The sequence below is a fragment of the Solirubrobacter soli DSM 22325 genome, from assembly GCF_000423665.1.
In the GTDB taxonomy this organism is placed as follows: domain Bacteria; phylum Actinomycetota; class Thermoleophilia; order Solirubrobacterales; family Solirubrobacteraceae; genus Solirubrobacter; species Solirubrobacter soli.
Genome location: NZ_KE384074.1, coordinates 174,083 through 195,351 on the forward strand (window position 1 = coordinate 174,083; position 21,269 = coordinate 195,351).

A 21,269-nucleotide genomic window follows, 5' to 3' on the forward strand; every position below is an offset into this window, starting at 1 on the left:
TCATCATAGCTGGGTTTGACATCAGAACCTAGCCTGCTACTCTCCACCCCATGCTGAGTACGCAAATCGAACCCAGGACCGGCCGCCGCACGCTCTCGCCCCGCGTCGCTTACGCGCATGTCGCGGCGGTGATCGGCCTCGCGCTGTTCGCGTCCGGCACGCCTTCTCCCCTCTACGGCACCTACCGCGAGCTCTGGGGCTTCTCGCCGGTCGTGCTGACGCTGATCTACGCGACGTACGCGTTCGGCGTGCTCGCCTCGCTGCTGTTCGCGGGCCGGCTCTCGGACGAGATCGGCCGCCGCCCGGTCCTGCTCGCCTCGCTCGCCACGTTGATGGCCACGAGCGTGCTCTTCGCGCTCGCCGACTCGACCGTGTGGCTGTTCGTCGCCCGCGGCATCCAGGGCCTCGCCACCGGCCTCGCCCTCGGCGCCGCCGCGGCCGCGCTGCTGGACCTGCATCCGACGCGCAACCCGGCGTCGGTCGGCCTCACCAACGGCGTCGTCAGCGCCGGTGGCATGGGCCTCGGCATCGCGATCTCCTCACTGCTCGTCGAGCTCGCACCCGCTCCGCGCGTGCTCCCCTACGTCGTGCTCTTCGCCCTGTTCGCGATCGCGTTCTACGGCGCGCTGCGGATGCCCGAGCCCGTCGAGGCCACCGGCCGCGTCCAACTGACCCCGCAGAGGCCGAACATCCCCCCGGTGGTGCGCCGCCCGTTCTTCCTCGCCGCGATGGCCGTGACCGCCAGCTGGGCGATCGGCGGCCTGTTCATCTCACTCGGCCCGGCGCTCTCGGCGCAGCTGCTCGGCACGACCAACCACATCGTCACCGGCCTGGGCGTCTTCTCCCTCGCCGCATCCGGCGCCGCCGCCCAGCTCGCGTTCGGCCGCACCGCGCCGTGGGCCGGGACCTCCGGTGGCTCGCTCGCGCTGGCGATCGGCATGATCGCGATCGTGCTCGCCGCCTCGACGGAGACCACCGCGCTGTTCTGGTTCGGGACGGTCGTCGGCGGCGCCGGCTTCGGGGTCGCGTTCCTCGGCGGCCTCCGCGCCCTGTCGGCGGCGATCCCGCCCCAGCACCGCGCCGAGGTCATGTCCGCGTTCTACGTCGTCGCGTACCTCGCGATCTCCGTGCCCGCCGTGATCGCGGGCGTGCTCGTCACGCCGCTCGGTCTCGAGACGACCTTCGAGATCTTCGGCTCGGTCGTCGCCGCGCTCGCCCTCGCGGTCGCCTTCGAGGCCTACCGCACGCGCCCCACTCAGGCGCGGGTCGCGGTCGAGATGGCCTGAGCCGCCCGCTGCTCGCCGACCCACGCGTCGAGCCGCTTCCACCAGTCGAACAGCCACTCGATGCGGGCCTCCGTGCCGGCCGGGATCTCCCCGGCCGGCACGTGCCACATCTGGACCAGGATCGGCGTCCGCTCGGGGAGCTCGCGCCAGGCCTGGCCGAAGCCGTCGGGGAAGCCATGGTGGGCGAGGAAGACGACGTCGGCGTCCGGCGCGCTCTCCAGCGCGGCGAGCGCGCCGCCCGGGCGCGGCGCCGAGATGTTCGTCATCGCCTCGGCCTGCGCCGCCTGATGGTGATGGCCGCGCTTGAGCAGGCGCTGGATGCTCGCGATCCGCCGCTCCGGGGTGAAGTTGCCGCCCTCCGGGAAGATCAGGACCGCGTCGGCGGCGCCGAGGTCGCGGCTCATCGCGGCGATCTCGACCTCGATGTCGCCGCCGCGCGGGTCGATGAACCGGTTCGGCAGGCGGTTGCCGAGCATGTCGATCAGCGGGTCCAGCGCAAGCGCCTGGTGCATGACGATCCGCGGGTTGCGGTGGTGGCGGCGCAGGAGCAGGTCCAGGACGAGCAGCGAGTCGCCCTCGCCGGAGTGGATGCTGAGCGCCAGGACCGGCGTCTCGCGCGCGGAGAGCACGGCCTCGGCCGCCGCCGAGTCGCGGACCTCGACCCGCACGCGGGCGACCCGCAGCGCGGTGCGCGCGACCGACCCGACGAACCAGCGCATGACGCCGTAGTGCTCACGGTGCCCCGCCCCGGCGAGGACGACGCAGGCGCCGACGCTGGCGATGTGGGTGCTCGCCCACGCCAGGGCGAGCGCCAGCACCCGGATCGGGCGGCGCCCGCCGAAGATCAGCGACAACACCGCGGACGCCGCCGCGAGGAACGGGGCGAAGACGAGCACCCCGAACTCGACCGCGAGGATCAGCGGCGCGACCAGCGCCCGCCGGAGCATCGGCGACCTCACAGCTCGCGCTCCGCCAGGTACGTCGACGAGGCCTCGTACGCGCGGTCGATGCTCTCCCCCACGCCCGCCTGGACGCGGTAGCGCAGCGCCGAGAGGTCGTTGTACTTCGGCGGCTCCGGCTGGCCGGTCGGCAGCACGTGGATCTCGACGTTCTCAGGCAGCGACGCGAGGTCGCCGAGGAAGCGGTGCCGGCGCGCGATCTCGAACGCCACCAGCGCGACCTCCCACGGCCAGCGCGGCGGCTCCAGCGGGCGGTCGAGCCGGCCGACGTGCATGACGAAGATGCGCGTCGCGCCGAGCTGCACGGCCCGATCGACCGGGATGCTGTTGACGATCCCGCCGTCGATGTAGTGCTCGCCGCGCACCTCGACCGGCGGCAGGATGCCGGGCACCGCGGCGCTGGCGAGGACCGCGTCCACCACCGGGCCGTCGATGAACCAGTGCTCGGCGGCGCGCTCGATCGAGGCCGCGACGCACTGGAAGCGCACCGGCAGATCCTGGATCAGCGCGATCGGGAGCGCCTCGGTGATCGTGGCCCGCAACGCGTCGTTGCCGTGCAGGTGGGTGCCGGTGCGGGCGAGCGTGGCGAGGCGGTTGAAGAACGAGCCGGCGAAGACGTCCGAGCGCTCGATGTCCGACCAGGTGGCCTGCAGCCGCGCGACCATCGCGGTCGTCGGCTCCGACGCCACGGCGGCGCCGTTGATCGCCCCCACGCTGGTCCCGACCACGAGGTCGGGCGTGATCCCCCGCTCGAGCAGCGCGCGCAGCATCCCCACCTCGCTTGCCCCGAGCTGCCCTCCGCCGCCGAGCACGAACGCGTCCATGAGCCCGAACCTACCGGGTGGACGGATGGACGGGTTCGGCGGGCGGCCCGCAGTTCGTACGGTTGCGCACCGAAATGCTCGAGGTGCACATCGCGTACCCGCAGGACCCGCTCGCCGAGCACGCCCGCGCGCTCGAGCCGACGGCGTTCGAGGACGGATACGAGCGCGCTTCGCTGTTCTTCGTCGCGGTCGAGGACGGGCGCGTGGTCGGGATGATCCGCGTGATCGGAGACTCGCCCGCTGGGCTGAAGACCCTCAACGAGGTCGGTCCGGTGCCCGGATTGGACCCGTTCTTCACCTGGGACATGGCCTCGTCCGTGTCCGAGGACGCGGTGGTTCGCCATGCGCTGTACTCGGCGTTCCTGCGTGAAGGCCTCCGTCAGGGGGTCTACGCGGCGGTCGCGAAGATCGACGGCCAGGCCGTGGTGACGCGGCTGCGGCAGGTCCCCGCGATCCTCGCCGGGGACCCGCCGCTCTATGACCGCATCGTCCTGGGGACGGGCTTCGCGCGCCCGGTCAGGTTCCCCGCCCGACGCGAGCTCGCGCCGGCGCTCCGCTGACGCCGTTCTCCAGCACCGCCTTGACGCTGACCGTGCCGGTCGTGGCGCGCTTGACGCCGCCGACGGTCAGCGTGCGCTTGCGCGTGTGACGGACGATCCGGCGGCCGTCGGCGAGGCGGATCGTCGCCTCGTGCGTCCCGCGGTCCTTCCACGCGACGCGCACCCGCGTCCCGCGGTGGGTGACCCTCAGCCCGCGGGTCCTCCCCGGCCGCGCCGCCGCCGGCGCCGTGTAGCGGGCGACCTCGTACTCGCCACGGCCCTCGACGAGCGCGACGATCGTGCGCTCCTCGGCCGCGCCCGCCGCCGGGTGAAACGTCAGCTTGCCCTTGCCGTTCACGGTGCCGAGCGTGTTGCCGGTGCTCGCGCCGCGCTCGATGAACGTGACGCGCTGATCGGTCGCATACGTCAGCGCGCGCGTCTGGCCGCGGCCGGTGACCTTGGCCTGGAGCTTCGGCGGCTGCAGGCCCTCGGCGGACTTCAACGATCTCAGCGGTGCCGAGCCGGGCTCGACCACGACGCGCCAGCGGCCGGCGGACGGCTTGGCGATGACGAACTGCGTCAGGTCCGCGCGCGGGTCTTTGAGGATCAGGAACGGCGCCTGCTCGACAGGCTTGAGACCGTCCGGAGCGGTGATCCGCTCGCCCTTCGGGCCGATCAGCGTGACCTTGGGCGGCGCGCCCTGACCTTGCGCGACGATCGTGGCGCCGGGGAGCCCGGCCGGGAAGTCGATCGCCCGCTCGGTCTCGATCTGCGCCGAGTGCGCGTTGATGTGCTCCTTGTACGAGCCGACGTCACAGCCGGCGAAGTACAGGGTCGGCAGCGGGTCGCCCCACGCGTAGCCGAAGCCGGGGTGCCAGTCGTCGAAGATGAGGTCGATCTTCAGGCAGACGGCGACGCCCTTGGAGGACACGAGCGCCTTCCCGCCCGCGCACCAGTCGACGAACTCCAGGCAGGCGTCGACGTAGGCGGTCGCGTTGAACTTCGGCGCGAGCATCTCGAACGACAGCCCGCCCTTGAGCGTCGCCAGGTCCTCGATCCCCCAGTCGAACCGCGCGTGCATGCGGGTGTAGCCGTTGGTGTGGACCTCCATCTCGGCCTTGGCAAGCGGGATCTCGACGAGGCTGACGTCGCCGAACGCGCGGAAGACCGTGGGACGGTCGGCGTACGTGGCGACGCCGAGGCCGGCGTCGAGCCGGATCGCGGCCGCGCCGAGCACGGTCGGGCCGGCGGTCAGCCCGACCTCGCCGCACAGCGCGAACGTCGGGATGCCGTGGTCGATGCGCAGGTCGTCGACGTCGAACCAGCGGCCCGTGATGTCGTGCAGCATCTTGCGCATGTCGATCGTCTCGATGCCGGTCTTCCCCACGCATTGGCTCTGCTTGGGCTTGAGCTCGACGCGGAACGCGATCCGCTGAAGGAAGATCGGGCCGAGCGGGCCGATGCCCGGCGACGGGAACGTCAGCGAGGCCCCCGCGTGCTCGAAGTCGCCGTTGCGGATGCCGGCGTCGCCGTCGATCCGGGCCGCGATCGGCTCGGGCAGGGCGACGCCCGCGCTGATCGTCCACAGGTCCTCGCCGTCGAACGCGACGTCGAGGTGGTCGAGGCCGATCGGACCGATCTTCGCGTCCCGGACGGAGAAGTGCAGCGGCTCGGACGCGGCCGCGGCGGCCTTGCCGGGGGTGAGGACGATCGGGTCGTCGGAGGTCGGGCCGCCGAACTGGGTCGGGAGCGCGACCCGCACGCCGAGCTTGGAGGAGCTCTTGTCGGCGCTCAGCTCGGCGGTGGCGCCGGTGATCTCCAGGCCGTTGAGGCGACCGGTGGGCTTGACGCCGGTGAGGTGGATGCCGTCGGCGAGGCCCCAGGCGAAGTTCCCGTCGAGCAGCGTGACGGGCGCGCCTTTGGCGGTGAAGGTCACCTTCGCGCCGGTCGAGGAGATGCGGTCCTTGGCGATCGTCACGGTGCGGCCGGCGGCCGGTGTGATCGTCATGCCGTTGACCGTGATCGGGTCCTTGGAGGTCCACTGCTGCTTGCGGTGGCGCATGCAGAGGCCGGTGGCCCTCAGACGTCCGAGCTGGACGGTGGATTCACACGTCGGCTCGAGCAGCCGCAGCGTGATCGAGGTCTCCGCGGTCGCTCCCCTGTCGTCGGTCACCTGCAGGCGGACGGTCCGCTTGCGGTCGTCGACGAGCTCGTGGGGCGTGAAGGTGTGGGTGAGCGTCGGGCCGGCCTCCAGCGTCACGCCCTCGACGGTCCACTCGTAGCGCACGATCGTGCCGTCCGGGTCGTGGCTCGGCGTGCCGTCGAGTGTGTGCGGCCGCTCCTCGCGGGCGTAGAGGCCGGAGCAGACCCCGCCCGGCTGACAGCCGGTGGCGATCTGCGCGACGGGCGGTTGATTGGTCGACGTCGGCTCGGGCGGAGTGGGCGTGGCCGTCGCCGTCGGCGTCGGTGTGGGGGTCGGCGTGGGTGTGGGTGTCGGTGTCGGCGCGGTCGAGGTCGGCTCAGGCGTCGGCGTGCGCGTCTGCCCCTGCGCCGGTGCGGAGACCAGCAGCAGGAGCGCGAGCGCCACCGCCAGGATCAGTTTCGGGTTCATGAACGAGACCGTCTCGAAACGGCCACGTGACGTCATCGGGCATCACCCTGAGCCGAGCACCCTGAGTACGATCGCGGGATGGCCTTCCCTGCGCAGTCGGTCGCCGAGGTGCGGGCCCGCGCGGATGCGGAGCGCGGCGGACGGCCGTTCCTGCTCTACCGCGACGCGGACGGCCGCCAGCAGGTCTTCGTCCTCACCGGCGACGGTGCCCCGGTGCCGATCGGGCGTCGCCCCGACAGCGGGGTCACGCTCGGCTGGGACCGCGAGATCTCACGCGTGCACGCGGTGCTCGAGCCGGTCGGCGGCGCGTGGACGCTCGTGGACGATGGGCTCTCGAGCAACGGCACGTTCGTCAACGGCACGCGGGTCGTCGCGCGGCGCCGGCTCGACGACGGCGACGTGATCGCCTGCGGCAGCGTGCAGCTCACCTTCCGCAGCCCGGACGCGACGCTCGACGACGAGACGCACCGGGTCATGCGCGTGGCTCCGAGTGCGCTCTCACCCGCGCAGCGGCGCGTGCTGGTCGAGCTCTGCCGCCCGCTCCAGGACACGCCCTACGGTCCCCCGGCGACCAACAAGGCGATCGCCGCACAGCTGCATCTGAGCGTCGACGCGGTCAAGACGCATCTGCGACGCGTGGCCGACGTGCTCGAGATCGAGGACCTCCCGCAGAACCAGAAGCGCGCGCAGCTGGCCTGGAAGGCGCTCAACGCCGGGATCGTCACCACGCGCGACTTCCAGGGGTGACGAAAGCGCCACCCACGCCACCCCTGAGGGCGCGCGACTGACCCCCTAGGGCCTCTGGCCGGCAGGCCGCCGTGACGAGATCGTCATCGCGTCCCCCGACCAGGAGTCACGCGAATGTCCCCCAAGCTCCTCTGCCGTGCCGCCGCCGCGGCCCTGCTCGCCGCGGCCGTCGTCGCCGCCCCGGCGCACGCAGCGGCCGGCAAGCCCGCCGCCAAGCCGCGCTACCAGGTCCAGACCGAGACCGGCAAGGCGCCGCTCACGTTCAAGAACAAGGCCACGTTCGAGGCCTACGTGCGCGACACGATGAAGCTCGATCTCTCCAAGGCGCCGCGCAAGGCCACCAAGCCCAAGGCCAAGGCGACGTGGAACGGCGACTACGCCACCTTCTACCAGCACTACGACGGCTACGGCTGGGCGTTCAACATCAACTCCGGCTACGGCGAGAGCGATCTCTACCGGGTCGGCTGCTTCCTCTGGTTCTGCTCGAACTACAACGACGCGATCTCGTCGGTCTACACCCACGGCGTCCCCGCCGTCCTGTACTCCGAGACCGGCTACCGCGGCAGCGTCTTCGTCGTCGGCGCCAATGTGAAGACCAACATCCCGTACTGGTTCAACGACTACGCGTCCTCCGCGTACGTCTACTGGTCCTGAATCAGCCGCACCATCGACGTGATCCCGCTCGCCGCGTTGCGCGCGAGCGCGAGCGCGACGTGCTCGTCCGCCGCGGCCGCATCGCCGGCCGCGGCGGCCAGCAGCGCGAGATAGCGCTCGGCCGAGCCCCAGCAGGTCGCCATGCCCACCATCACGTTGCGCTCGCGGTGCGGCAGGATCAGCGCGTACAGGACACGAGCGCGCTCGGCATCGCCGAGCAGCGCGCAAACCTCGCCCAGCAGGCAGATCGCGCTGAACCACAGGATGTCGCGCGGGACCGCCGCGAACCCGTCGCCGGCCAGGGCCTCGAACTCGCGCCGGCAGCCGTCGCGGTCGCCCGCGCGGCCGAGCGCGAGCGCCAGGGCGGGCCGGTAGAGGACCAGGTGCGGGTTCGCCTCCACCGCCCCGGCGAGCATCGGGGCGAGCCCCGCGATCGCGCCCTGACGGTAGGCGAGCGCGAGCCGCTGCGCCGCGTACTCGGTGTCCGCCTCGGGCGCCAGCGCGCGGCGCCCTAGCTCGTGGACGCGTTCGATCAGCGTGTCCGCCGTCTCCAACTCGTCGGCCATCTGCGCCCACACGAGGTCCCAGCGCAGCGCGTCGTAGGCCAACCGCGGCTGGCGACGCTCCGCCGCGAGCGCGGCGAGCCGGGAGTGCGCGGTCCGCGCCGCGGCGACCTCGCCGCCTTCGATCAGGTCGTACACGCGCCAGTGGAGCGCGAGCCCTTCGAGCTCGCGGTCGGCGATCGACAGCGCCAATTCGAGCAACTCGCTCCCGAGCGCCAGGCGCTCGTCCAGGTGCGAGATGTGAAAGCGCGCACCGTGGCGGCTCTCGATGGCGGCCACGAGCGCGACCGGGTCCCCGCTCGCCTGGGCCGCCGCGAGCGCCCGGGCGCTCAGGTCGTTCACCCGCGCCTCGCCGGCCGCGAAGTGCAGCGCGTTCGCCAGCGCCGCGAGCACGCGCGCCGCCAGGGCGCCCGAGCAGCCGTGCAGCGCCTCTTCGAGCAGCGCAACGGGGCCCGTGTCGATCGACGCGCCCTGCACGCCGCGGCCGGCCAGCCCGAGCGCCGCCTCGGCCAGCCGGTCGCCGTCGCCGGCTTCGCGCGCCAGACCGGCCGCAGCGCGAAACGTCGTCGCCGCCGCCGGGTCGCCCGCCCGCTGCTCGGCCGCGCCCAGCGCCACCAGCAGCGCGGCGTCCTGCCGCTCCGCCGCCGCGACCCGCAGATGCGCGACCGCCTCGTCGTAGGCCAGCGATGCGGTCGCCTGCTCGGCCGCCAGGACCGAGTACCGGACGGCGGCGCCGCCCGTGTCGAGGTGGCGGGCCGCGCGGAAGTGGTGCGCCAGCTCGGCCGCGGGCGCGCGACCCTCGAGCGCGAGCGCGATCCGGTGGTGGGCGCGGACGCGACGGCTCGTGCTCTGGCGCTCGTAGAGCGTCTCGCGCACCAGCGCGTGCACGAACGCGAAGCGGTCGGGCACGTCGGGCAGCTCGCGCACCAGCCCCGCCGCGACGGCGTCCTCGAGCCCCGAGATCAGCTCCTCCTCCGGCGCGTCGACGAGGGCCTCGATCACGTCCAACCCGAACTCGCGGCCGACCACCGAGGCCAGCGTGAGCACCTCCACCGTGGTCGCGTCCAGCCGCGACAGCCGTGAAGCGATCAGCGCCTTCACGCTCTCCGGGACCTCCAGCGCGTCGAGATCACCGCCCGCGTCGGCGAGGCTGCGGAGCGTCTCCTGGATGAAGAAGGGGTTCCCGTCGGTGCGTTCGAGCAGGCTCGCGACATCGTGCTCGGCGCCGACGAGCGCCCGGACCTCGGTCGCGTCGAGCCCGCCCAGCGCGATCCGCTCCCAGTCGCGATAGAGCGCCGCCATCGCCGGCGCGGGCTCGCGCACCGTGCCGATCACGAGCAGGCACGACGGCTCGGCGTCGCGCAGCAGATGCGTGAGCAGCCGGACGGTCGACGCGTCCGCCCACTGCAGGTCGTCGAGCACGAGCACGACCGGCCCGAGCGAGTCGAGCACGCGCGCGACCGCCGCGAACAGCCGGTAGCGACGCATCTCGGGGTCGTCGGCGATCGAGTCGCGGACGCGGTGGCGCAACGCCGGGATCAGCCGCGCCAGCTCCTGCAACTCGGGCTCCAACCCGGTCGGCAGCTCAAGGTCGTTCCCGGCGGCGAAGTGGCGTGAGAGAGCGGTGACGAACGGCTGGTAGGGCACGAGCGAGTCCGCGTCGGAGCGCCCGTGCAGGACGACGGCGCCGGTGCGCCGAGCGGCCTCCAGCGCCAGCCGCGTCTTGCCGATCCCGGGCTCGCCCGCGAGCAGGACGAACTGCCGGCGGCGTTGCGCGACCAGCGCGAACTTGTGCTCGATCCGGTCCAGCGGCCCGGCGCGGCCGACGAACCCGGTCCCCGGCTCGACCGCGGCCAACGCGGCGCAGCCGAGCGCGCCCGCGGTCGCGTAGCGCTCGCCGGGCGCCTTCGCGAGCGCCCTGGCGACCACGGCCGACAGCTGTGCATGGCCGAGTTCGGGTGGCGGCGCCGTCAGGTGGGCGTGCAGCTTCGCGCCGAGGTTCTCGCGCGGGAACGGCACCGAGCCGGTGAGGGCGAAGTAGAGCACCGCGCCGAGCGCGTACACGTCCGTGCGCGCGTCGACCGGGCTCTCCTCGATCTGTTCCGGCGCCATGTAGTCGAAGCTGCCGAGCATCGTTCCCGCCGCCGTGGAGGAACCGTCCGCGCGCGTCGTCAGCCCGAAGTCGGTCAGGATCGCCTGCTCGCCGTCCAGGAGCACGTTCGCGGGCTTGACGTCGCGGTGAACGACTCCGCACGCGTGGGCGGCGTCCAACGCGCCGGCGACCTGGGCCACCACCGCGGCGGCGCGCGCGGGCGGGAGCGGCCCGTCGCGCGCGACGACCGTCGCGAGGTCGACGCCGTCGACGAAGCGCATCGTCACGTAGAGGCGGCCGTCCGCCTCGCCGGCGTGGTGGATCGCGACGACGTTGGGGTGCTGGATCGAGGCGGCGACTTCGGCCTCGCGCCGGAACCGCGCCCGGAACTCCTCGTCGGCCGACAGCGCCGGGGCGATCACCTTCAGCGCGACCTCGCGCTTGAGCGGGATGTGCCGCGCCCGGTAGACGACGCCCATCCCTCCGCGTCCGGCCACCGCCACGATCTCGTGCTCGGCGAAGGTGGAGCCGACCACCAGCTCGGTCATCGGAGCGATCCTCGCCGATCCGCGCCGCGTGGCGCAACCCCTCGGCGGATCAGGCCGCGCCCTCGGAGACCCGAGGGCGCGGTTGTGCCGTCTTTACGGGGTCGTGGTCGACAGCGTGAACGTCAGCGTCTTCGAGTACGTGCCCGTACGGAGCGCGTCGCTCGAGCCGATCGCCTGCTTGAAGGTGATCGGGACGGACTCGTTCGAGGTCGGCGCGGCCCAGGTCTTGATGACGCCGAGGCCCTGCAGCGGCTGCGGCAGGGCGAACGTCCCGTTGACCAGCCGGCCCGGGAACGTGGTGCTCGGATCGGCGACCGACAGGGTCGCGTCGCCCGCGGTGGAGATCACGTTCGCCGTGGTCGAGGCCGTGTACTCCTTGGCGACGCCGGGCGTGAACGGCCCGAAGTTCGCCGGGGCGCCCATCGTCAGCGCGAGCGTGGCCGGCACCGAGCCGCCCACCGGGGCGGTCGGGGCCACGACCGACGTCAGGTCGGCGTCGGAGACATCGAAGAAGATGTTCCCGACCGCCGCGACCTTGACGCGGGCGTGGGTGCCGGCGACGTTCGGCCAGGTGCCGGTCCACGTGCCCGTGTTGGGCACGTTGTCGGCGATCACGGTCTCACCCTGGTCGGAGATCAGGCTGATCTTCACGTTGGCCGTGTTGATCGGCGAGACGTCCGTGCCGGCGACGTCCCACGTGATCGTCTGCGCGATCGTGCCGTAGAGGACCTGCGAGACCGCCTGCGAGGTGACGCGGAACGGGCCGGCGAGCGGCGCGATCGTCACCTTGGTCTGGGCGAACCCGATCGACCCGCCGCCCGGCTTGCTGTCGCGCGCCGTCAGGCGGAAGTTCAGCGTGCGGTCGCCGAGGAAGCCGACGTACTCGCTCGTCGGCAGGTACTCCGAGAAGCAGTCGCGGGCGTCCTGCGAGGCCGTGGCCGTGACCGGCGTCCAGGTCGGGCACGTGCCCGTGGCCGCGTTCGTGTTGCCCGACATGATCTGCGCCAGGTCCGGGAACGTGCGGCTCGGGTTGCTGTTGACGGCGTTCTCGCCCGGCGAGTGGTACTTGAGCGTGTCGGTCGCCGAGACCTCGGCCGACGTCCCGAACTGGCGGAACAGCGGGCCGTTGGTCTTCGGCTGCGCGACCAGGCCGGTGCCCGCGGTCGAGCCGCCGTTGGGCAGGCCGCCGCGGTCGTTCTGCTCCCACATGTAGGTCAGCGGGTCGCCGTCGGAGTCGGTCGCCGAGCCGGTCAGCGTGAACGGCGTCCGCGGCGGGATCGTGAACCCGGCCGGCACGGTCACGTCCGGCGAGTGGTTGCCGGTGTCGGTGACGATGTTGCCGTTGTTGCCGGGCGGGCCGCCGTGGGCGGTCTCGCCCACGAAGCCGGTGCCGCCGGTGACGGTCAGGTCCAGCGACGGCTGATCCAGGCCGGCGAGCGTGCCGCCGAACGTCACCTGGAACCCGGTGTCGTCGAACGTGCCGGCGCCGAAGCCGGCGACGGTCGCCGTACCGCCCGCACCCACGATCCCGGGCGTGCCCTTGGTCGTCTCGACCACGGCTCCGGTCGCGCCGGTCGCGTTGGAGACGCTCAGCGGGTCGACGTCGACGCCGGCCAGCGTGCCGCCGAAGAGCAGGTTGTAGCCCGCGTCGGTGATCGTGCCGACCGTGACGGTGGCGCCCGCCGGCCACGTCGCGAGCGCCGGGCTGCCCTTCACGTTCTCGCGCACGGATGAGGTGCACGTACCGGTGCAGTTGACGATCGAGAGCGCCGCGATGTCGGTGTTGGCCGCGGTGCCGCCGAACGTCACGGTGAAGCCCGTGTTGCCGGCGCCGGTGACGGTCGCGGTGCCGACCCCGGTGATCGCGCTGATCGCGGTCTGCAGGTTGGTCGCGTTGACCGCCACGCCGCCGAGGCCGAAGACCGTCGGCGACGTGGTCGCGCCGACCGCGAGCTGGAACGACTGGGTGGTGGCGTTGAAGGAGCCGAGCGTGACGGCCTGGGACTCGCTCCCGCCCATCAGCGCGGCGGTGATGCCCGCTGCGGTGTTGTTCTGACCGCGGACGATCGGCACCGAGGTCGCGCCCTTGTAGGTGAGCGCGTACGAGTCGCCGTTCGCGTCATAGCCGGTCAGGACGACGTTCTGGACCTCCTGGCCGTTCAGCGCGCCCTGGATGTCGGCCGCGGTGTAGTTGGTGCCGCGGACGAACGGGCCGACGGTCGTGCCCTTGAAGCCGAGGGTCAGGGAGTCCGTGCCGTCGAAGCCGCGCAGCGAGATCGTCTGGACCTCGTTGACGTTCGGGCGCACGCCCGTCACCAGCGCCGTGATCTCGTCGTAGCTGCGCTGCGACCAGTACGGGTCCGAGTGCGGCTGCAGGTTGTCGGACTGGCAGATGCCGGCGTAGGCCATGATCGAGGAGCCCGAGCCCGGCTCGACGGACGTGCCCGCGTTGCGGTTGCCGGCCGAGCAGTTGGACTGCACGCCGTTGAAGGTGTGATTGCCGGCGAACTGGTGGCCCATCTCGTGCGCCACGTAGTCGACGGCCATGAAGTCGCCGACCGGGGTCGGCAGGCCGGTGCAGCCCTGGGCCTTCCCGTTCTGACCGATCACGCCGAGGCTGGCCACGCCGCCGCCGTTGCGGCCGAGCATGATGTGGCCGACGTCGTAGTTGGCGGCGCCGATGATCTGACCGAGCACGATCCGGTTGCGGCCGAGCGTGCCGCTGCCGCAGGTCGACAGCTGCGCCGTCGTGTAGCACGCGGCGGCGCCGCACGGCCCGTTCGGGTCGGTGGCGAGCGCGGCCGTGTCGAGGTTGGTCTTGTCGGTGTCGTTGATCAGCACGAGCCGGATCGCGGTCTCGTCCTCGTAGATCTGGTCGACCCGGTTCATCAGCGTGACCTTGGCCGGGGTCACATTGGCCGACCCGCCGAAGTAGGTGGCGTAGGTCGGGTCGGTGATCAGCGCCAGCCGGTAGGTGCGCAGCTGGACCGATGGCCCCGCGGCGGACTTGGTCTTGAACGGGCCGGCGCCGAGCGCGAACGGGTCGGCGTCGCCCTCGCGCTCCACGAACTGCGTGTCGTCAGGCGCGACGTCCTTGGCGAAGTAGCTGATGTAGACGCTGTCGTCGTTGCGGTAGTACGGGTCGATGTACCAGGCGCCGTCCGACGAGCGGACGCTGGCGTGGAAGCCGAGCGCGTTCGACGTGTCGGCGCGGATCGTGGACGTCGGGTCGTCGATCCCGCGGCCGGCGTAGGTCTTGATGTCCGGGTGCGCCGCGGCGAGCTTGGGCTCCATGATCGGTGCCTCGTAGACCTCGAAGCGCTCGAAGCCGCCCTTCGGGGACGGCAGCGTCAGCAACGTGGACCCGCTCGGCGCCGCCGAGCGCAGCCCCGCCTTCGGGGCCGCCTTCAGCCCGGCCTTCAGGCCGGCCTGGTCGAGCGTGAACGCCCGGTAGGAGGACGGTCTGATGTCCGCCGGTGAACCTCCCTTCGTGGCGGGGAGACTCCCCGACACCGCGTCCCAGACGCTGCTCCGTGCCTGCGCTGCGGCCACCGCGGGCGCAGCCGCGATCACCGCGAGTCCCAAGCTCAACGTCGCCGCGACCCGCATCCCTCTCGCCATCCTCGACCCCCCAGAGTCGTCCTTAACCTGCCCCTCCGCGGAGCATCCTTTCGGGTGCGAATCGTCAGGTCAAGTGGTCGGGATATCCAGAGCCAGCACGGCGGTGTCGTCGGCTTGATCGCCCTTCTGGAACGCGTTGAGCGCATTGTCGATCGCGGCGACGGCGCGGGCCGCTCCGGTGACGTCGCGCAGCGCCTCCAGCAGCCGTTCCTCGCCGAAGCGGCCGTCCGCGCCGACCGTGTCGGTGACGCCGTCGCTGAAGGCCACGAGCGTGTCGCCCGGCCGCAGGTCGATGCGCTCCGCGGTCCACTGGGCGTCGGCCCAGGCACCGAGCATCGCGCCGAAGCGGCCGACCGGGCGCACGTCGCCGTCGCGCAGGAGCAGCGGCTGCGGGTGCCCGGCGCAGAGGATCTCGGCGCTGCGCGCGTCGGGGGCGACGTGGATCAGCGCGACCGTGCACGGGGTCAGCTCGGCACGGTCGGCCAGGGCCCGGTTGAGCCGCTCGAACGCCGCCGCGGGATCGCCCAGGAGCATCCCGGCCGTGCGGAGCGTGTGGCGCGCCTGACCGGTCAGCGCGGCGGCCTCGGCGCCACGGCCGGTCACGTCGCCGACGAGGAGCATCCAGCCGGTCGGCGTCTCGAACGCGTCGTAGAAGTCGCCGCCGACGAGGTTCTCCTCCCCCGCCGGGCGGTACAGCGAGGCGACCTGGAGGCCGGGGATCGCGGGCAGCTCGTCGGGCAGCAGGCCGCGCTGGAGCGTGGCGGCGATGTGCGAGCGCTCCTGGTAGAGGCGGGCGTTCTCGACCGCGGTTCCCGCGCGGCGGCCGAGCTCCTCGGCGAGCTCGAGGTCGGCCGTGGTGAAGCGCCGGCCGGACTCTGAGCTGACGAAGCTGATCACGCCGATGATCCGCGGGCCGGCGACCATCGGCACGACCATCACCCAGCGCAGCCGGAGGCTCTCCAGAGCGGCGCGCTGCACGGGGTCGGCGATCGCCTGCTTGAGCAAGGCGTCGTCGATCGGCCCGATCAACTGGCTCGACCCGTCGCGCAGGACCTGGGGCGCGCCGATCGGCCCGTCGACCGGTGACGGGTAGTGGCGGTCGTACTCCGCGGCGAACTCGCGCTTGGCCGGGTCGACGTGCGCGACCGCGACGGTGCGCAGCCAGTCGCCGGCGGGGACCGTCACCGAGCACCAGTCCGCGAGCCCGGGCACGGCGAGGTCGGCGATCGCGGCGAGGGTCTGCTCGTGGTCGAGGCCGGAGGCGAGGACCGCGCCGGCCTCGGCCAGGAACCGCTGACCGAGCTCGGCGCGCTTGACGTCGGTCACGTCCTCGATCACGTTGACCGCCAGGCGCGGGTCCCCCTCGACGGCGGAGGCCTTCACCAGCCGCCAGCGCTCCTCGCCCGTCTCGCGGCTGATCGACCGGATCAGCCGCGGCTCCGGCGTCTCGCCCGCCAGCGCCTTGCGGCCGGGCAGGTCGTTCAAGTCCAGCGGCGTGCCGTCCTCGTTGAAGGAGATGAAGTCGGCGGGGATGTCCTGCGTGTTCCCGAACGCGGCGCGCGCGGCCTGGTTGAGGTAGATCGTCTTGAAGTCCGTGTCCTGGATCGTCACGGCCTCGGCGAGCGTGTCGAGCGCGGTGGTCAGGCGCAGCTGCAGCGACTCGAGCTCGGCGAACAGGCCGGCGTTGTCGAGCGCGAGGCCGATGCGGCCGGCGATCAGCTGGGCGAGCTCGAGGTCCACCGGGCCGTAGGAGCGGTGCACGCCGAGCAGCGCGAGCGTGCCGACGTTGCGCCCGCGGCTGCGCAGCGGGACGTTGATGTGCGAGCGCTCGTTGAGCGAGCGCAGGAAGCGATAGTCGTCCTCGTCGTGGGCGTTGGCGCGCAGGAACGCCTCGTCGACGTGCTCCTTGAGCACCGGCCGGACGAGCGCGGTGGCCTCGATCGTCGCCGGGCCGCGGGCTCTGAGCCGCTGCTCGACGTAGGCGGCGTCCGGCTCGCTGGAGATCACGCCGATGCGTTCGACGTGGTCGCCGCTGCGCACGTCGATCACGCAGATGTCGGCGAACGCGGGCACGAGCAGCTCGCCGACGCGCTCCACCACCTCGGGGATGGTGTTCGCGGTGTCGGCGAGCTCGGCGGCGCCCTTGAGCAGCGCGAAGCGGTGCTGGTCGGCGGTCAGGCGGCGCATCGCGTGGGCGGCGAGGATCGCGAACGCGCCGCCGGCGATCGTCGCGCCGAGCCGAACGAAGTAGTCTCTCGACCCGTAGTTGTCGTTGTAGCCGCCGCTGAGGATCGCGCTGAGGACCGCGAAGGCCGCCACCAGCGCGGTGTTGCGGACGCTGGCGAAGATCGCCGTCAGGAACGGGCCGATCACGACCGTCGCCGCGATCACCGTCCCCTCCCACGCCGCGTCGAGGTAGGCGAGCGCGAAGATCAGGACGACGCCTGCGACGGTGGCGTCGAAACGCTTCACGCGCCAGGCGGCGGCTCGTCGAGCATGTCGAGGCGCTCGTCGAGTCCGACGAGCCCGAACACCCGCTGGACCTCGCGCGGGCCGCGGACCACGCTGAACGGGGCGGCCTTGCGCGAGGTCTCCAGCACCAGGCGTAAGCCCGCGGAGTCGATGAAGGTCACGTCGCGCAGGTCGAGGACCAGCGCCGGCGTCTCGTCGATCGCGGCGGCGATCTCGGCCTCGACCACGGGGACGGTGGCGAGATCGATCTCGCCCACCGGGGCGACGACGATGGCGTCGCCGGCACGGCGGCGCGAGACCGAGAACTCGTCCACGGGCGCGATCTTCTCACGCCCATCGGGCGTCTAACTTGCCACGGCGATCATCCGGTACTCACCGAGGCGGTATTCCTGGGCGCCGTCGGGGCCCTTGAGCTCGACCGTTTCGAACCCGGCGTGGTGCAGCATCCGCACCACCTCGCCGGTCGTGTGGACGTGGTGGGCGCCGCTCGCGCACTCGGTGCGGCCGTCCTCGTCCGTGAACACCCACTCGCTCTCGAGCCGGCTCTTGCGCGGGTTGTAGGTGTTGGTCGCGGACATCGTGATGCCGCCGAACGTGTAGTCGGCGGTCGGGGCCAGCTCACGCGTGAGGAAGCCCTCCGCGACCGTCAGCGACTCGAGGATCAGGCGACCGCCCGGGTTGAGCCGGCGCTTGAACCCGTCGAGCGACCGCTGGGTCTCTTCGGGGGTGGTGTAGCCGAAGCTGTTGCCCCAGCTCAGGACGGCGTCGAACGTGCCGAGGCCGTCGGGCAGCGCGCGCAGGTCCCCCTGCACGAAGCGCGGGTCCTGTTGGACGATGTCCACACCGGTGACGTCGTAGCCCGCGTGCTGGAGCGGGTCGGCGATGCGCCCGTCGCCGCAGGGCACGTCCAGGACGCGCGCGGGCGGGGCGGGCAGGAGCTGCGTGATCACTGCGAGGTCGGCCTGCGCCATCGTGGCCCCCGCGGCGCGCCAGAAGCGCGCTGCCAGGCCCGTGTGGAAGCCGACGTACCACTCGTCTTGAAGCAATTCGGGTTCTCCGGAACGGGGCGCGGTGTCGCGCCCGTCATTGACTAGGACGGTGAGGTACTGCCGGTCCTAGCCGGCGGCGATGCTGTTCCGGTGGATGCGCAGAGGCGTCGAGACGGCATGCTAGGGCGCGTGAGTGTCCTCATCAACCACGCGATCCTCGGCGCGACCGACAAGCTCGAGTCCGCCCGCTTCCTCTGCGACCTCTTCGACCTGGCCGAGCCCGAGGAGGCCGGCCCCTTCGCCGTCGTCCGGTTGTCGAGCGGCGAACTGGTGCAGTTCGCGGTGCCGCCGGGCGGCGAGGTGGCGCCGATCCACCTCGCCTTCCTCGTCGACGACGCCACGTTCGACCACCTCGTCGCGCGACTGGAGGCGCTCGGCCTCGACCACTGGGCCGACCCGCGACGCTCGCAGGCGGGCATCAACCACAACCACGGCGGGCGCGGCGTCTACTTCCTCGACCCCGCCGGCAACTACTTCGAGGCGATCACGGCGCCGTATTCCGGCTAGCCGGTGATCACCATGCGCGCGACCTTGCCGCCGGGCGCGAGCGTGAACGTGAAGGCGCCGCCGCCGTTGTACCCGTCGCCCGAGACGGTGACGCCGACCTTGATCGCGTCGCCGTCGCGGGTGACCTCGCCCGGCTCGATGTGGGCGTTCACGCCGATGTTCTCGTTGGCGTTCCAGCCCGCGATCGCCTCGTGACCGGTGAAGGTGCGGCCCCAGTCGTCGATCGTGCCGTCGGCGGCGAAAGCGTCCACGAACGCGTCGGAGTCGGCGCGGTTGGTGGCGTCGAAGACCTGCTGGATCGCGGGCTCGAGGGTCATGGACTCGGATTCAAGCGCGCCGTCCGCATGCCCGTGTAGCGGACCGGGGCGCCGCGGCGGGCGGCGTGCAGCGTGAAGGTGCCGCCTCGCGCGTGCTTGCCGCGGATCGCGATGAAGAACGCCCCGCTGCGTTTGGCCGGGCGCAGGACGAAGGCGCCGGAGGCGACCGTGGAGCGCTCGACCAAGACGTAGCTGATCCGGTCGCGGTCGACGAAGCCCTCGAGAATCACGTCGCCGGACGGAAGGCGGGTGGCGTGGACGATGAAGCGCTCGGCCTTGAGCTTGGCGTCGGCGACGCAGAAGCGATGGGCGGACCCGCCCGCGCGCAGGCGCTTCTCGCTGTCGATCAGCAGGCAGCGGCGGCCGCCGTTGCGGGTGGTCGCGCCCGCGAGCAGCGGACCGGAGTCCTCGGGTTGCCAGCGGCTCGTGGTGAGCTCCAGCCGGGCGCCGCCGGGGAGCTCGGCGGGCGGCTCCAACCGTTGGCCGAGGCTCTGCTTCGACGGCGGTTCGCACGGCTCGTCGAGGTGGCGTGTCGTGCGCGGGTCGATCGCGTACTCGAGCGGCTTGGCCGTCGTGGTCGACGTGATGTGGGCGGGCAGGCCGGCGGGCGAGTCCGGGCGGTCGCGCTCGACGGCGACGAGGTTGTCGGTGGGCGCCGCCTGGATGATCCCGCCGTCGCGGGCGGTCACGGTGACCTGCGCGGCGCCGTCGGGAACGATCCCGGAGATCGTGATCCGGTTGCGCATCGGCCCGGTGCAGCCCTGGATGGTGAACGCGCGGCCGGCGACGATGTCGTCGGTCGACCAGGGATGCGCGGGTTGCCCGCCGGCGCTGACCAGCACGACGCCCTCGACCTGGGTGGGGTCGCGCAGCGAGGCGAGGACCTGCCGGCGCTGCTCGGGCGCCATCGAGCGCAGGCAGGTGTCCGAGGGCACGGGGTGGGCCGTCACGCTCTCGACCGGGACGATCCAGCCCCCTGCGACCCGGCGCGCGGAGCCGAGCATCACGCCGCCGACGAACGGCGCGTCGCGGAAGGCGTCAGCCGGCGGCGTGTCCTGGGCGGTCTTCGGGCGGCGCAGCACGCCGAGCGCCATCTGCAGGCGGGGGCTCGGGAACGCGGTCGACGGCGGCGGCGCCGGCGGCAGCTTCGAGCAGGCCTTGCTCAGCTGGGGCGATGTCGTGATCGGTCTCGGCGGTGCGGCGACCTGGGTCTCGGCGCCGCAGCCGGCGAGCGCCAGCACGGCGAGGGCGAGGATTCGCTTCATCGGCACAGCTCCTGGTCACAGCGCATCGTCGGGTGGCCGTCGGCGTCGGTGCCGACGACGGTGATCAGCCGCACGTCACCGCGCAGGCGCGCGACGTACACGGCGGTCCGTGGGTCGTCGACGGCCCGCGCCGTGATGCGCTGCAGGCGGGTCTTCCGGGTCGCGATGTCCAGCACCAGCGCGTCGACGTGCGTGGTCGCGGGCGGCGCCGCCCCGAACAGCAGGCCGGGCTCGACGAGCAGCGTCGGCGGCGGCACGACGCCCCGCGCGACCGCCGGCGACAGCGCATTGCACCGCCACCCCGCCCCACTCGTCGCGGTCGTGAGGAAGACCGCGACCGTCGTCCGGCCGCCGAACCGGCACGCCGACGCGCTCAGCCGCCAATCGCGGCCCGAGGCGACGTAGACGGGCCGCGACGCGGCGTCCGGCACCGGCGCGCCCTGAGGCCGCGCGGTCACGGAGACGCGGGGCGACGGCGCCCACAAGGAGCTCGTCGCGGCGGCGGTGGCGCCGCCCCCGGCGAGCAGGACCGCGGCGATCGCGAGCACGCGCCGCCACCGCCGTCGCCGCGGCACCTGCGCGCGCCGCAGGTCGCGCCCGAAGTCGGCGAGCACTTCCTCGGGAGTCCGGCCGCCGCTCATGCCGCGTCCCTCCGCGCCGCGCCGCGCGGGCGCGAGCTCCTTGCGCGCTCGCGGGTCACGTCGCCGGCTCCTGTTCCAGCGCGGCGGCCAATCGGCGCAGCCCTCGCGACACGCGGGCACGGGCGGTCGGCTCGGACACGCCGAGGTGGCGGGCGACCGACGGGTAGTCGAGCTCGTCGACGACGCGCAGGCGTAGCGCCTCACGCTGGTCGGCGGCGAGCGCGGCGAGGGCATCGGCGACGGCGACGCGCAAGGTCTCGACGCCCGCGAGCTGCTCGATGCGCTCGATCTCGTCGGAGGTCATCGCCGGGGGCTCCAGGCCGAGCCGGCGCAGCGCGCGCCGCTCGACCCGCCCGCGCTTGAAGAACTCGCCGAGGACGTTGCGGGCGATGCCCCAGATCCAGGCGGCGGCCTCGCCGTCGCTGTTGCCGCGGAAGCGCGACCGCGCCTCGAGCGCCCGCGCGAAGGTCTCGGCGGTCAGGTCGAGCGCGACCTCGCCGTCGTAGGTGCGGCGCGTGAAGAACACGAGCACCGACTGCGACATCGAGTCATAGAGATCGGCGACATCCACGCT

General features: G+C 72.7%; 17 protein-coding genes. 5 read left to right on the forward strand and 12 right to left on the reverse strand.

Annotation, left to right across the window (positions count from 1 at the left end):
- Window positions 1-50: 50 nt before the first annotated feature.
- Complete coding sequence (locus G569_RS56645) at window positions 51-1,286, forward strand: MFS transporter (RefSeq protein WP_053227861.1); 1,236 nt, start codon at window positions 51-53, stop codon at window positions 1,284-1,286.
- On the opposite strand, the gene G569_RS0143380 is transcribed toward G569_RS56645, so the two are convergent.
- Both G569_RS0143380 and G569_RS0143385 read right to left on the reverse strand, forming a co-directional pair.
- Entirely contained in the window at window positions 1,256-2,233 is a 978-nt protein-coding gene (locus G569_RS0143380; protein ID WP_037503502.1) for a 1-acyl-sn-glycerol-3-phosphate acyltransferase, read from the reverse strand. The two genes, G569_RS56645 and G569_RS0143380, sit on opposite strands and share 31 nt — an antisense overlap.
- 8 nt (window positions 2,234-2,241) lie before the next feature.
- Window positions 2,242-3,069: a patatin-like phospholipase family protein gene (locus tag G569_RS0143385; protein WP_028068041.1), complete on the reverse strand. Its 828-nt coding sequence runs from the start codon at window positions 3,067-3,069 to the stop codon at window positions 2,242-2,244.
- Between the two features lie 74 nt (window positions 3,070-3,143).
- Between G569_RS0143385 and G569_RS0143390 the strand changes: the two genes are divergently transcribed.
- A complete protein-coding gene (locus tag G569_RS0143390) occupies window positions 3,144-3,629 on the forward strand; it encodes a hypothetical protein (protein WP_028068042.1) in 486 nt (161 codons plus the stop codon).
- Here G569_RS0143390 and G569_RS65075 read toward each other — a convergent pair.
- Window positions 3,586-6,219, reverse strand: a complete 2,634-nt coding sequence (locus G569_RS65075) for a hypothetical protein (protein WP_211233268.1) — start codon at window positions 6,217-6,219, stop codon at window positions 3,586-3,588. The two genes, G569_RS0143390 and G569_RS65075, sit on opposite strands and share 44 nt — an antisense overlap.
- Before the next feature lie 78 nt (window positions 6,220-6,297).
- Between G569_RS65075 and G569_RS0143400 the strand changes: the two genes are divergently transcribed.
- On the forward strand, window positions 6,298-6,966 hold the full coding sequence (locus G569_RS0143400; RefSeq protein WP_084286355.1) for an FHA domain-containing protein: 669 nt from the start codon (window positions 6,298-6,300) through the stop codon (window positions 6,964-6,966).
- Window positions 6,967-7,080: 114 nt separating this feature from the next.
- Entirely contained in the window at window positions 7,081-7,620 is a 540-nt protein-coding gene (locus tag G569_RS0143405) for a hypothetical protein (protein ID WP_028068045.1), read from the forward strand.
- Here the strand turns inward: G569_RS0143405 and G569_RS60350 are convergent.
- The 5 genes from G569_RS60350 to G569_RS0143430 form a co-directional block, all read right to left on the reverse strand.
- Window positions 7,608-10,823: a serine/threonine-protein kinase gene (locus tag G569_RS60350; protein ID WP_053227862.1), complete on the reverse strand. Its 3,216-nt coding sequence runs from the start codon at window positions 10,821-10,823 to the stop codon at window positions 7,608-7,610. The genes G569_RS0143405 and G569_RS60350 overlap by 13 nt on opposite strands.
- A gap of 93 nt (window positions 10,824-10,916) precedes the next feature.
- Entirely contained in the window at window positions 10,917-14,432 is a 3,516-nt protein-coding gene (locus G569_RS65080; protein WP_053227863.1) for a reprolysin-like metallopeptidase, read from the reverse strand.
- 81 nt (window positions 14,433-14,513) lie between these two features.
- Entirely contained in the window at window positions 14,514-16,916 is a 2,403-nt protein-coding gene (locus G569_RS0143420) for a SpoIIE family protein phosphatase (RefSeq protein ID WP_028068046.1), read from the reverse strand.
- On the reverse strand, window positions 16,913-17,230 hold the full coding sequence (locus G569_RS56660) for an STAS domain-containing protein (protein ID WP_037503506.1): 318 nt from the start codon (window positions 17,228-17,230) through the stop codon (window positions 16,913-16,915). Before G569_RS56660 ends, G569_RS0143420 begins: the two co-directional genes overlap by 4 nt.
- A gap of 30 nt (window positions 17,231-17,260) precedes the next feature.
- Window positions 17,261-17,962 (reverse strand): class I SAM-dependent methyltransferase, encoded by a 702-nt coding sequence (locus tag G569_RS0143430; RefSeq protein WP_028068047.1) that lies wholly within the window; start codon window positions 17,960-17,962, stop codon window positions 17,261-17,263.
- 132 nt (window positions 17,963-18,094) lie between these two features.
- Between G569_RS0143430 and G569_RS0143435 the strand changes: the two genes are divergently transcribed.
- Window positions 18,095-18,472 carry a VOC family protein gene (locus G569_RS0143435; protein ID WP_028068048.1) on the forward strand — a complete coding sequence of 126 codons (378 nt, stop codon included), beginning with the start codon at window positions 18,095-18,097 and terminating at the stop codon, window positions 18,470-18,472.
- Here G569_RS0143435 and G569_RS0143440 read toward each other — a convergent pair.
- The 4 genes from G569_RS0143440 to G569_RS56665 are packed head-to-tail and all read right to left on the reverse strand — an operon-like array spanning window position 18,469 to window position 21,266.
- Window positions 18,469-18,789: a nuclear transport factor 2 family protein gene (locus G569_RS0143440; RefSeq protein ID WP_028068049.1), complete on the reverse strand. Its 321-nt coding sequence runs from the start codon at window positions 18,787-18,789 to the stop codon at window positions 18,469-18,471. The genes G569_RS0143435 and G569_RS0143440 overlap by 4 nt on opposite strands.
- Window positions 18,786-20,054 (reverse strand): hypothetical protein, encoded by a 1,269-nt coding sequence (locus G569_RS0143445; protein WP_157592719.1) that lies wholly within the window; start codon window positions 20,052-20,054, stop codon window positions 18,786-18,788. The genes G569_RS0143440 and G569_RS0143445 overlap by 4 nt, the downstream gene beginning before the upstream one ends.
- On the reverse strand, window positions 20,051-20,695 hold the full coding sequence (locus G569_RS0143450) for a hypothetical protein (protein WP_028068051.1): 645 nt from the start codon (window positions 20,693-20,695) through the stop codon (window positions 20,051-20,053). Before G569_RS0143450 ends, G569_RS0143445 begins: the two co-directional genes overlap by 4 nt.
- 55 nt (window positions 20,696-20,750) lie before the next feature.
- Complete coding sequence (locus G569_RS56665; RefSeq protein ID WP_053227864.1) at window positions 20,751-21,266, reverse strand: RNA polymerase sigma factor; 516 nt, start codon at window positions 21,264-21,266, stop codon at window positions 20,751-20,753.
- Between the last annotated feature and the right edge of the window lie 3 nt (window positions 21,267-21,269).